The following is a 12,526-nucleotide window of genomic DNA, read 5'->3' on the forward strand; positions in this document are numbered from 1 at the left end:
AAGGCATGGGGCTTCCCGGTACCGGGGTCCCGCGCGTCTTCCCACGCCGTCCCATCGGTCGGCGGCTCCGGAGGCGCGCAGGGGCGAACGGCCGTCCGGGGGACGGAGCCCCCGGACGGCCCGCACCCGCACCCGCGCCCCACCGGCACCGGAGCCCGGCCGGGCGCGCGTCATCCACAGGCCCCGCACCGCCGGGCGCAGCGTCGTAGGCTGGAGATCCCCCGGCCGCCCCCGCGCCGGGCCCTTCGCGTTGCCCACCCCCGGACCCCCGGACGGATGCCCACATGAGCCTGCACGGTCTGCTCGACGCCGTCGTCAAGGACCCCGCCCTGGCCGAAGCGATCAGCGCGGCCGCGGACGGCAACCGCATGCACGTCGACCTCGTCGGCCCCCCGGCGGCCCGCCCCCTCGCGGTCGCCGCCCTGGCCCGCGAGGCCGGCCGCCCGGTGCTCGCGGTCACGGCGACGGGCCGCGAGGCCGAGGACCTGGCCGGCGCCCTGCGCTCGCTGCTGCCCCCCGACGGCGTCGTGGAGTACCCCTCCTGGGAGACGCTGCCGCACGAGCGGCTCAGCCCGCGCAGCGACACCGTCGGCCGCCGCCTCGCCGTGCTGCGCCGTCTCGCCCACCCCGACCCGGACGACCCCGGCACCGGCCCGGTCTCGGTGATCGTCGCACCCGTGCGCTCCGTGCTCCAGCCGCAGGTCAAGGGCCTCGGTGACCTGGAGCCGGTCTCCCTGAGGACGGGTCGGACGGCCGACCTGAACGCCGTCGTGCAGGCCCTCGCGGCCGCCGCCTACGCGCGCGTGGAGCTGGTCGAGAAGCGCGGCGAGTTCGCCGTGCGCGGCGGCATCCTGGACGTGTTCCCGCCCACCGAGGAACACCCCCTGCGCGTCGAGTTCTGGGGCGACGACGTCGAGGAGATCCGTTACTTCAAGGTGGCCGACCAGCGCTCCCTCGAGGTCGCCGAGCACGGCCTGTGGGCCCCGCCCTGCCGCGAACTGCTGCTGACCGAGGACGTCCGCGCCCGCGCGCGCGCCCTCGCCGAACGCCACCCCGAGCTGGGCGAACTGCTCGGCAGGATCGCCGAGGGCATCGCGGTGGAGGGCATGGAGTCCCTGGCACCGGTCCTGGTGGACGACATGGAGCTGCTGCTCGACGTGCTGCCCAAGGGCTCCATGGCCGTGGTCTGCGACCCCGAGCGGGTCCGCACCCGTGCCGCCGACCTGGTGGCGACCTCGCAGGAGTTCCTGCAGGCCTCCTGGGCGGCCACCGCGGGCGGCGGCGAGGCCCCCATCGACGTCGGCGCGGCCTCCCTGTGGTCCATCGCCGACGTGCGGGACCGCGCGCGCGAGCTGGAGATGATGTGGTGGTCCGTCTCGCCCTTCGCCGCCGACGAGGAGCCGGACGCCGACACCCTCAAACTCGGCATGCACGCCCCCGACACCTACCGCGGCGACACCGCCAAGGCGCTCGCCGACACCAAGGGCTGGCTCGCCGACGGCTGGCGCACCGTGTTCGTCACCGAGGGCCACGGTCCGGCCGCCCGCACGGTGGAGGTGCTCGGCGGCGAGGGCATCGCGGCCCGCCTGGACGTCGACCTCGGCGCGCTGTCCCCGTCGGTGGTGCACGTGGCGTGCGGCTGCGTCGACCACGGCTTCGTGGATCCCGGCCTGAAGCTGGCCGTCCTCACCGAGACCGACCTGACCGGCCAGAAGACGGCCGGCCGCGACGGCACCCGGATGCCCGCCCGCCGCCGCAAGACCATCGACCCGCTCACCCTGGAACCGGGCGACCACATCGTCCACGAGCAGCACGGCGTCGGCCGCTACATCGAGATGGTGCAGCGCACCGTGCAGGGCGCCACGCGCGAGTACCTGGTCGTGGAGTACGCCCCCGCCAAGCGCGGCCAGCCCGGTGACCGCCTCTACATCCCCACCGACCAGCTGGAGCAGATCACCAAGTACGTCGGCGGCGAGGCGCCCACCCTGCACCGGCTCGGCGGCGCCGACTGGACGAAGACCAAGGCCCGCGCGAAGAAGGCGGTCAAGGAGATCGCCGCCGACCTCATCAAGCTCTACAGCGCGCGCATGGCCGCGCCCGGCCACGCCTTCGGCACCGACACGCCCTGGCAGCGCGAACTGGAGGACGCCTTCCCGTACGCGGAGACCCCCGACCAGCTCACCACCATCGCCGAGGTCAAGGAGGACATGGAGAAGTCCGTCCCCATGGACCGCCTGGTCTGCGGCGACGTCGGCTACGGCAAGACCGAGATCGCGGTGCGGGCCGCCTTCAAGGCCGTGCAGGACGGCAAGCAGGTCGCCGTCCTGGTGCCCACGACGCTGCTGGTGCAGCAGCACTTCGGCACCTTCTCCGAGCGGTACGCCCAGTTCCCGGTCAACGTGCGGGCGCTGTCCCGCTTCCAGACCGACACCGAGGCCAGGGCCGTCCTGGAGGGCCTCAGGGACGGCTCGGTGGACGTCGTCATCGGCACCCACCGCCTGTTCTCCTCCGAGACCAGGTTCAAGGACCTGGGCCTGGTCGTCGTGGACGAGGAGCAGCGCTTCGGCGTCGAGCACAAGGAGCAGCTGAAGAAGCTGCGCGCCAACGTGGACGTGCTGACCATGTCCGCCACCCCGATCCCCAGGACCCTGGAGATGGCGGTCACCGGCATCCGCGAGATGTCGACCATCACCACCCCGCCGGAGGAACGGCACCCGGTGCTCACCTTCGTCGGCCCCTACGAGGAACGGCAGATCGGCGCCGCCATCCGCCGCGAACTGCTGCGCGAGGGCCAGGTCTTCTACATCCACAACCGGGTCGAGTCCATCGACCGCGCGGCGGCCCGGCTGCGGGACATCGTCCCGGAGGCCCGCATCGCCACCGCCCACGGCCAGATGTCGGAGGCGGCGCTGGAGCAGGTCGTGGTCGACTTCTGGGAGAAGAAGTTCGACGTGCTGGTCTCCACGACCATCGTCGAGTCCGGCATCGACATCTCCAACGCCAACACCCTGATCGTGGAGCGCGGCGACACCTTCGGCCTGTCCCAGCTGCACCAGCTGCGCGGACGCGTCGGCCGGGGTCGCGAGCGCGGGTACGCGTACTTCCTGTACCCGCCGGAGAAGCCGCTGACCGAGACGGCCCACGAGCGCCTCGCCACCATCGCCCAGCACACCGAGATGGGCGCCGGCATGTACGTCGCCATGAAGGACCTGGAGATCCGCGGCGCCGGCAACCTCCTCGGCGGCGAACAGTCCGGCCACATCGCGGGCGTCGGGTTCGACCTGTACGTCCGCATGGTCGGCGAGGCCGTCGCCGACTACCGGCGCCAGCTGGAGACCGGCGAGGTCGAGGAGGAGCAGCCGCTCGAGGTCAAGATCGAGCTGCCCGTCGACGCGCACGTCCCGCACGACTACGCGCCCGGCGAGCGGCTGCGCCTGCAGGCCTACCGGGCCATCGCCTCCGCCAACTCCGAGGAGGACGTCAAGGCCGTCCGCGAGGAACTCGCCGACCGCTACGGCAAGCTGCCCGAGCCGGTCGAGAACCTGCTCCTGGTGGCCGGCCTGCGCATGCTCGCGCGCGCGTGCGGCGTCGGCGAGGTCGTCCTGCAGGGCACCAACATCCGCTTCGCCCCCGTGGAACTGCGCGAGTCGCAGGAGCTGCGGGTCAAGCGGCTGTACCCGGGCACGGTCGTCAAGCCGTCCGCGCACCAGTTGCTGGTCCCGCGCCCGAAGACGGCGAAGGCGGGCGGCAAGCCGCTCGTCGGCCGCGAACTGCTGGGCTGGGTGGGCGAGTTCCTGGCCTCGGTCCTGGGGTCGTAGGCACGGGGGAGCGCGTCGCGCGTGGGGAGCGCGGCGCGCGCCGGGGCGGTGGCCGCACCGCGGCGCCCCCGCGCCCGCGACCGCGGCGCCCCCGCGCCCGCGACCGCGGCGCCCCCGCGCCCGCGACCGCGGCGCCCCCGTGCCCGCCGCCGCGGCGCCCTCGCACGGCCCCGGTGCCGGTGTCAGCCGCGAGTACCGGGGCACAGGGGTGAAGAGGGGCCCGGCAACGGTGCTTCGAGCCGCCCTCCGGACGCTCCGGCCCATCCCCTCGGGCCGCGTCCGGCCCGCTGGCGCGGCCGTTGCCGTGGGGGCGGGACCGATCCGTCGCACGCCGGGTCGGACGAGGTCGAGCAAGGGGAGGGCACGTGATGCGTCCGAGGGGCGGAGCGGTGGCCGCGGTGGCCGTCATGACGGTCGCCCTGGCCGGCTGCAGGGCGGGGCAGGCCCCGGGTGCCCCGGAATCCGGGGAGACCGGCGGCGGGGGGCCGGCGCTGACCGCGGCCGGCTCGCTGACCGTCAAGGGGCGTGCCCCGAAGACCGGCTACTCCCGGGAGCGGTTCGGCACCGCGTGGGCCGACACCGACACCAACTCCTGCGACACCCGCGACGACATCCTCAAACGCGACCTGAAGGAGGTGCGGTTCACCGGCGGCACCTGCAAGGTCTCCTACGGGGTGCTGGACCCGGACCCCTACTCCGGCAAGGACGTCACCTACCGGCGCGGTCGCAGCCAGGTCGACATCGACCACGTCGTCGCCCTCTCGGACGCCTGGCAGAAGGGCGCCAAGTACTGGGACGCCGGCAAGCGCATAGCCCTCGCCAACGACCCCCTCAACCTGCTGGCGGTCGACGCGAGCACCAACCGCGGCAAGGGGGACGGCGACACGGCCACCTGGCTCCCGCCCAACAGGGCCTACCGCTGTCCCTACGTGGCCGCCCAGGTGGCGGTGAAGAAGAAGTACGGCCTGTGGGTCACCTCGGCGGAGAAGGCCGCCATGCGGAAGGTCCTCGCCACCTGCCCGCACCAGAAGCTGCCCTCGGGCGGCAACCCGACCGAGGCCCCGGAACGCTTCCACGCCCGGTGAGCCCGGCACGGGGCCGGTGGCCCCCGGCGGGGCGGTGAGCCGCCCCGCACCCCGTCTCAGCCGCCGAGCGCGTCCAGGTCGATCACCCTTCCGGCGGGCGCCTTCGCGGGCACCGGCTTCTGGTAGTCGCCGAAGGCCAGGTGCACCGGCTCCTCGGCGCCGGACGCGCTGTCCACCCGCAGCAGGTACGGCTTGCCCACGGTCGCCACGTACAGCGTGTAGCGGTCCTTGCCGTCCTTCTCGTGCAGCACGATCGCCGGGGTGCCGTCGAGGGTGGTGGTCCCGCCGCGGGTGGCGTCCGAGCTGACGTCGTCCGCGCCGGCCAGCACCGAGTCCAGGTCGCAGAAGCCCGCGATGTCCTTGGCGTCCTGGCCCTTCACCGCCATCTTGGCCCACTTCCCGGCCAGCATCGCCACACGACCCGCGCTGGGAGTACGGCTCCCCGGCGCGCACCGAGTCCGAGCTGGCGTGGGTGCAGCACGCGCTGGCCCGGCTCGCGGCCGGCGGCACCGCCGTCCTGCTGATGCCGCCGGCCGCCGCCTCCCGCCGTTCCGGGCGCCGGATCCGCGCCGACCTGCTGCGCCGGGGCGCGCTCAGGGCCGTGGTCGCCCTGCCGGTCGGGGCGGCGGCGCCGCACAACATCCCGCTGCACCTGTGGGTGCTGCGGCGCCCGGACCGGACGCCCGCGGCGCCCGAGGTGCTGCTCGCCGACACCGGGCGGTTCGCCGGGGAGGCGCGCGGCGGTCCGGACTGGCGGTCGGTGCGGGACGCCGTCCTCGACGCCTGGCACGCCTTCGCCCGCGCCGGCCGGCTGGCGGAGCGTCCGGGGCTGGCCCGTTCCGTGCCGGTCATCGACCTGCTGGACGACGACGTGGACCTGGCGCCCGCCCGCCACCTGCCGCCCCCGGCCGCCGGCGGCGCCGAGGCGCTCGCGGCGGTGCGCGAGCGCCTCGGCGCGACGCTGCGCCTGGCCGCCGACCTCACCCCGCCCCCCGCCGGCCCGGCGCAGCCCGCCCGCTGGCCGCTCACCACCGTCGGCGAACTCGCGCGCGGCGGAGCCCTGGTGCTGCGCACCGGCGGGAACGGCGGCCGCGCGCGCGTGCCCCTGCTCACCGACCACGACGTCCTGGCCGGGACGGCGCCGTCCGGGACGCTGCCCGAGGGCGACGAGGAGGCCGTGCTGACGGTGCCGGGCGACGTGGTCGTGCCGGTGCTCGGTGGCGGCTCCACGGCGCGCGTGGTCGACGACGCGACGGCGGGCGCCGCGCTGGGGCGCAACCTCGTGCTGCTGCGCCCGGACCCCGCGGCGCTCGACCCGTGGTTCCTCGCCGGCTTCCTGCGCGGCACCGCCAACCACCGGCAGGCCAGCAGCTACGCCTCCACCGCCACCCGCCTGGACGTGCGCCGCCTCCAGCTGCCCCGCCTGCCGCTGGCCGACCAGCGGCGCTACGGCGCGCGCTTCCGCGCCCTGGACGAGTTCGAGCGGGCGCTGCGCCACGCGGGCCGGCTCGGGGAGCAGCTCGTGCGCGGGATGTACGACGGACTCACGGAGGGCACCGTCGCGCCCGGTTGACCCGGGGGCCCGGACAACGGTTCGGTACAACCCGAACCGGTTGTCCGCGCCGGGCCATATGCTCGATGCGACCACCGTGCGGGCGGTGCCGCCCGACCGGGAGCACGCCGGGCGGACACGCACGCCCATTCCAGGCATCAGGAGCAACCATGCGAGGCCACGGCTACGCACCGCCGGTGAAGCAGCCGCCGCACACCGCGGTGCTGGTCTTCCTGCGCGTGCTGTTTGTGGCGGTCGGGGTCTGCAGCATCGGCTTCCTGACCTGGGTGATGCTGCTGCGGCTGGCCGTCGTCACGCGCAGGTCGCTGGACTGGGGCCTGTTCGTGGCGGTGCTGGCGGCCGACGTCCTCAGCATCGTGCTGCTGGGCAGCGAATCCGGTGAGGAGATCCACACCCCCGGTGGCTACCTGGGCCTGTTCCTGCTGCTCGGCACCCTGGTGGCGGCGGGCGTGTACTACCTGGTGGTGGACGTCCGCCACTTCGGGCAGCGGCAGCGGGCCCACGCGGCACCCGGACCGGCGGCGTACGGCTACCCGGGCCACGCGGCCGCGTTCGCCGCACCGGCCGTACGGAGCGCGCACACGGGCCCGGCCGTCCCCGTGCCCCCGGCCCCGCACACCCCGCCCCCGCACGCCCGGCCCCCGATGGCGCACACCCCCGTCCCCCGGCCGCCGCTGACCGCCCCGCCGCAGCGTCCCGCGCCCGCCCGCATCGACCAGGTGCGGGCCGAACTGGACGAGCTGAGCGACTACCTGCGCAAGCACGAGGGCCACCGGGACGGGCAGCACGACGGCAGGCGGGACGCCGGTCACGAGGGCGGAAGGTGAGCGTGGCGACGGGACGTGTCGTCGCCGCCCGTTACGAGCTGTCCACGCTCATCGGCCAGGGCGGCATGGGCCAGGTCTGGACGGCGTACGACCAGCGGCTCGACCGGCGGGTGGCGGTGAAGCTGCTGCGCCCGGACAAGGTGGCCGGGCAGGAGGCGGACGAACTGCGCCGCCGCTTCGTGCGCGAGTGCCGGGTGACCGCCCAGGTCGACCACCCCGGCCTGGTCACGGTGCACGACGCGGGCAGCGAGGGCGAGGAGCTGTTCCTCGTCATGCAGTACGTCGACGGCGCCGACCTCTCCGACCACCTCGCCGAGCACGACCCGTACCCGTGGCAGTGGGCGGTCGCGGTCGCCGCTCAACTGTGCGCCGTGCTGAGCGCCGTGCACGCCGTGCCGATCGTCCACCGCGACCTCAAGCCGCGCAACGTCATGGTGAAGCAGGACGGCACCCTCACCGTCCTCGACCTGGGCGTGGCCTCCGTGATGGACTCCGACACCACCCGGCTCACCCACACCGGATCCCCCATCGGCTCGCCCGCCTACATGGCGCCCGAGCAGGCGATGGGCGGCGCCGTCGGCCCGTACACCGACCTGTACGCGCTCGGTGTCCTGCTGCACGAACTGCTCAGCGGTGACGTGCCGTTCGCCGGTTCCACGGCGCTCGGCGTGCTGCACCGGCACCTGTACGAACCGCCGCTGCCCGTGCGCCGCGTCCGCCCCGAGGTGCCCGAGGCCCTCGAAGGGCTGGTGCTGCGCCTGCTCGCCAAGGACCCGCAGCACCGTCCGGCCTCCGCGCAGGAGGTGTACGAGCACCTGGCGCTGCTGCTGCCCGCGCGCGGCATGCCCACGGGTGCCCCCCTGGACCCCACGCGCCCCTTCCTGCGCCCGCACGCCCCCTGGCCGGACCGCGCCCGGACCCCCGCGCCGCAGCCCGCCCCGGTCGCGCCGGTGCCGCCCGGGGCCGGCAAGCCCGACGTCGCCGCGGCCGTGGACGAGGTCAAGCGGCTGCTCGGGGAGGGCCGGATCACCCAGGCCGTGGACATCCTCGGCGCGATCCTGCCGGTCGCGGCCGACCGGCACGGCGAGCACTCCCCGGTCGTGCGCACCCTGCGCAAGCAGTACGCGGCGACCCTCCTGGACGACGGCCAGTACCGGCGCGCACTGCCCGAACTGCGCCGCCTCGCCGACGAGCGCGCCGCCGAGGCCGGCCAGGCCGACCCGCAGTCCCTGCGCCACCGCTACGAGGCCGCCCAGTGCCTGGAGCAGCTCGGCGAACCGGCGGCGGCGCTCGCCGAGTACCGGGCGCTGCTGCCGTACTACGAGAACCAGTACGTCTCCGGTGACCCGCAGCTCGCCCACGACGTGCGCCGCCGCATCGGCCACCTGCTGCTCGCCCTCGGTGACCGGCCGGCCGCGCACGACACGCTCGCGCGCCTGGTGATGGACGTCGAGCGCCTGCACGGCCCCGGCCACCCGCTGGCCGAGGAGGTCCGCCGCACCCTGCACTGGCTGGGGCAGGTGCGCGGCTAGGGCCGTGGCGCCGGGTCCTTGGCGTTCACCGGGCCGTTCCCGTGGCCCTGGCGGCCGGAGTTCCCCGGCGGCGGACACACGCCGGACACGTTGCGCCTCGTTCCGCCGGGCAGGACGGACCAGGGGCGGGGTCCACGGCCGGACACCGGTGGTCCGGGAAGCGCGGGCACGTCACGTGGGCGGTGGCCGGCGCGGCCGTCGTCGCCGGGGTGACGCGGCGGTGCCCGAAGTCGTGCTGAATCGTTGGTCGAATGGGTTGGCCAGAGCCGGGCCGCTGCCTACCATCGATCATCGCAAGACTTTGTGCACCGCCGCACAATCTCCTCAGGAGGTCCCCTTGCACCGCCGCCGTAGCACCGCGTTCGTCCTCACCGCCGCGATCGCCGCAGCGGCCCCCCTCCTCACCGCCTGCGGGAACGACGCGCACCCCGGCGCCGCGGCCGTCGTCGGCGGCCAGCGGATTACGGTCTCCGAGCTGGAGAACCGGGTGAACGAGGTGCGCCGGGCGCAGCGGGCCGCGGTGGCCGACGACACCCAGTACCAGCAGGTCCTCGCCTCCACCGGCAGCCTGACCCGCGACACCCTGCACAACATGGTCCTGGACCGGGTGCTGCACCGCGCCGCGCGCGACGAGGGCGTCACGGTCACCCGCAAGGAGGTCCAGCAGATGCGCACCGGTCTGGAGCAGCAGGCCGGCGGCGCCAAGGGGCTGGAGACGGCCTGGCTGCAGAAGTACGGCATCGCACCCGGGCGCCTGGAGGACAACCTGCGCCTCCAGCTGGAGGCGCAGAAGCTCGCCACGAAGCTCGGCACCGACACCACCCAGCCCGCGTTCTGGAAGGCCCTGTCCAAGGCCTCCGGCGAACTCCACGTCGACCTGAACCCGCGCTACGGCTCCTGGGACGTGCAGAAGAGCAGCCGCGTGGACGCGAAGACACCGTGGGTGCGGGAGGTCACGGCGACGGGAGCGCAGCAGCCGGCGTAGCGGACGGGCCGCGGGCAGGGCGGGGGCAGGCTGGCACGGTGCCGGTCATACGGTCATACGGCATCCCCGCCCCTGTGGACAACCGATCCCGTCCGTCCGCGCCGTGGGTTACGTTCGGACGGTGAACGCAACCAGCCCCGAAGCCGCCGTCCCCGAGGCCGGTCCCGGCCGCATCGTCCTGCTCACCACCAGCCACCGCGTCGCACCCGGCCTGCTGTCCTGGCCCGCCTGGCAGGCGCTGCGCGCGGCCGACGCCGTGCTGTGCGCGGACGGCGCGCATCCGCAGCTGCCGTATCTGCGGGAGGCCGGGGCCGCCGTCCGCGAGGCGTCGCCCACCGCGCGGGAGCTGGTCGACGCCTGCGCGGGCGGGCGCACGGTGGTGGTCGTGGCCACGGGTGAGGGCGAGCCCGCCCTCACCGACGGCCTGGCCCGCCTGGCCGGCTCCGGCCGCGTGCGGATGCCGGATCTGGAACTGCTGCCGGCCTCCTACGACCTGCCCGGCGCCCGCCTCCTGGACCTGGTCCAGGTCATGGACCGCATCCGTGCCGAGTGCCCCTGGTCATCCCGGCAGACCCACCGGGGACTGGCGAAGTACGGCATCGAGGAGGCGTACGAACTCGTCGAGGCGATCGAGGCCGGCGACCGCGACGAACTGCGGGAGGAGCTGGGCGACGTCCTGCTCCAGGTCGTCTTCCACTCCCGCATCGCCGAGGAGGACCCTGAGGCGCCGTTCTCCGTCGACGACGTGGCCGGCGGCATCGTCGCCAAGCTGGTCCACCGCCACCCGCACGTCTTCGGCGACGAGAGGGCCGAGACGCCGGAGGACGTCAAGGAGCACTGGCTGCGGACCAAGGCCGAGGAGAAGCGGCGCGGCTCGGTCACCGAAGGCGTCCCCCTCGGCCAGCCCGGACTCGCCCTCACCGCCAAGCTCGCCTTCCGCGCCCGCACGGCCGGCCTGGACGTCCCGCTCCCGCGGGGCGAGGGCATCGGCTACGAACTGCTGGCCCTGGCGGCGCGGGCCGAGGCGGAGGGTGTGGACCCGGAGGCGGCCCTGCGGGCGGCGGCCCGGGTCTACCGGGACGCGATACGGGCGGTGGAGGCGGAAGGAAAGGACGGCACGGCGGCCGCGCAGTAGTTAAGGAGGGGCACCGCGGCGGAGCGGCGGGAGCGGCACCGCGACACGGAGCCGGCCGACTCCTCGAAGGGCGCGGCGGACCGCAACGGAACGCGGGGCGTCCCGCACAGCCACGGTGCGGGACGCCCCGGAGCGCCGGAGCGCGGTGTCCGCCGGCCCCGGTCCCCGTGAGGCGCGCCGCGGCGGGCCCGATACCGTCGGGGGGTGACCGACCAGCCCCACCCCCCGACGGCCGACGACTCCGCCCCCGCCCTGTTCACCTGGGAGTTCGCCGCCAACCCCTACCCCGCCTACGCCTGGCTGAGGGAGCACGCCCCGGTGCACCGGACGCGGCTGCCCAGCGGGGTCGAGGCATGGCTGGTCACCCGGTACGGCGACGCCCGGCAGGCCCTCGCCGACCAGCGGCTGAGCAAGGACCCCGCGCACCACGACGAGCCCGCGCACGCCAGGGGCAGGACCGGCATCCCCGGCGAGCGCAAGGCCGAGCTGATGACGCACCTGCTGAACATCGACCCGCCGGACCACACCCGCCTGCGCCGGCTGGTGAGCAAGGCGTTCACGCCCCGCCGGGTCGCCGAGTTCGCGCCCCGCGTGCAGGAGCTGACCGATCTGCTCATCGACCGGTTCGCGCGGACCGGCTCCGCCGACCTCATCCACGAGTTCGCCTTCCCGCTCCCCATCCACGCCGTCTGCGACCTGCTCGGCGTCCCGCGCGAGGACCAGGACGACTTCCGGGACTGGGCGGGCATGATGATCCGGCACGGGGGAGGACCGCGCGGCGGGGTCGCGCGGTCGGTCAAGAGGATGCGGGGCTACCTCGCCGACCTCATCCACCGCAAGCGGGCGGCGCTGCCCGCCGAGCCCACCCCGGGCGAGGACCTGATCTCCGGCCTCATCCGCGCCTCCGACCACGGCGAGCACCTCACCGAGAACGAGGCCGCCGCCATGGCCTTCATCCTCCTCTTCGCCGGTTTCGAGACCACCGTCAACCTCATCGGCAACGGCACCTACGCCCTGCTCACCCACCCCGGGCAGCGCCACCGGCTGCAGCGGTCCCTGGCCGCGGGCGACCGGGACCTGCTGGAGACCGGCGTGGAGGAACTGCTCCGCTACGACGGCCCGGTGGAGCTGGCCACCTGGCGGTTCGCCACCCGGCCGCTCACCCTCGGCGGACAGGACATCGCCGCCGGGGACCCGGTGCTCGTCGTCCTCGCCGCCGCCGACCGGGACCCGGAGCGGTTCGCGGACCCGGACGTGCTGGACCTCGCCCGGCGCGACAACCAGCACCTCGGCTACGGCCACGGCATCCACTACTGCCTCGGCGCCCCGCTCGCCCGGCTGGAGGGCCAGACCGCGCTCGCCACCCTCCTGACCCGCCTGCCCGACCTGCGGCTCGCGGCGGACCCGGCCGAACTGCGCTGGCGCGGCGGACTCATCATGCGCGGCCTGCGCACACTCCCCGTGGAGTTCACGCCGAGCACCTGAGCCCACCGCCTGAGCCCACCGCCACCGAGCCCGCCCGACCCGTGAACGCACCGTCCCCCACCTGCACGGCAGACCCGAACCTCACG

7 protein-coding genes and 2 pseudogenes are annotated in these 12,526 nt (G+C 74.9%); 8 read left to right on the forward strand and 1 reads right to left on the reverse strand.

Annotation, left to right across the window (positions count from 1 at the left end):
• Window positions 1-284: 284 nt before the first annotated feature.
• Window positions 285-3,818, forward strand: a complete 3,534-nt coding sequence (gene mfd / locus QQY24_RS18735; RefSeq protein ID WP_301973841.1) for a transcription-repair coupling factor — start codon at window positions 285-287, stop codon at window positions 3,816-3,818.
• 368 nt (window positions 3,819-4,186) lie between these two features.
• The gene (locus QQY24_RS18740) at window positions 4,187-4,903 is read left to right on the forward strand and encodes an HNH endonuclease family protein (protein WP_301976284.1); all 717 of its coding nucleotides are present in this window, start codon (window positions 4,187-4,189) and stop codon (window positions 4,901-4,903) included.
• A gap of 56 nt (window positions 4,904-4,959) precedes the next feature.
• Here the strand turns inward: QQY24_RS18740 and QQY24_RS18745 are convergent.
• A pseudogene (locus tag QQY24_RS18745) lies at window positions 4,960-5,319 on the reverse strand (hypothetical protein); the annotation flags it as partial.
• On the opposite strand from QQY24_RS18745, the pseudogene QQY24_RS18750 reads away from it, so the two are divergent.
• The 6 genes and pseudogenes from QQY24_RS18750 to QQY24_RS18775 all read left to right on the forward strand — a co-directional run.
• Window positions 5,319-6,476 (forward strand): annotated as a pseudogene (locus QQY24_RS18750) (N-6 DNA methylase); the annotation flags it as partial. The pseudogenes QQY24_RS18745 and QQY24_RS18750 overlap by 1 nt on opposite strands.
• A gap of 149 nt (window positions 6,477-6,625) precedes the next feature.
• Entirely contained in the window at window positions 6,626-7,303 is a 678-nt protein-coding gene (locus tag QQY24_RS18755) for a hypothetical protein (RefSeq protein ID WP_301973842.1), read from the forward strand.
• A 38-nt stretch (window positions 7,304-7,341) separates the two neighbouring features.
• On the forward strand, window positions 7,342-8,835 hold the full coding sequence (locus tag QQY24_RS18760; protein ID WP_301976285.1) for a serine/threonine-protein kinase: 1,494 nt from the start codon (window positions 7,342-7,344) through the stop codon (window positions 8,833-8,835).
• A gap of 337 nt (window positions 8,836-9,172) precedes the next feature.
• Complete coding sequence (locus QQY24_RS18765) at window positions 9,173-9,820, forward strand: SurA N-terminal domain-containing protein (protein ID WP_301973843.1); 648 nt, start codon at window positions 9,173-9,175, stop codon at window positions 9,818-9,820.
• A 121-nt stretch (window positions 9,821-9,941) separates the two neighbouring features.
• Window positions 9,942-10,955 carry a nucleoside triphosphate pyrophosphohydrolase gene (locus QQY24_RS18770; protein WP_301973844.1) on the forward strand — a complete coding sequence of 338 codons (1,014 nt, stop codon included), beginning with the start codon at window positions 9,942-9,944 and terminating at the stop codon, window positions 10,953-10,955.
• 204 nt (window positions 10,956-11,159) lie between these two features.
• Window positions 11,160-12,440 (forward strand): cytochrome P450, encoded by a 1,281-nt coding sequence (locus QQY24_RS18775; protein WP_301973845.1) that lies wholly within the window; start codon window positions 11,160-11,162, stop codon window positions 12,438-12,440.
• The last annotated feature ends 86 nt before the right edge of the window (window positions 12,441-12,526 follow it).

The sequence above is a fragment of the Streptomyces sp. TG1A-8 genome (genome assembly GCF_030499535.1).
Classification (GTDB): Bacteria; Actinomycetota; Actinomycetes; order Streptomycetales; family Streptomycetaceae; genus Streptomyces.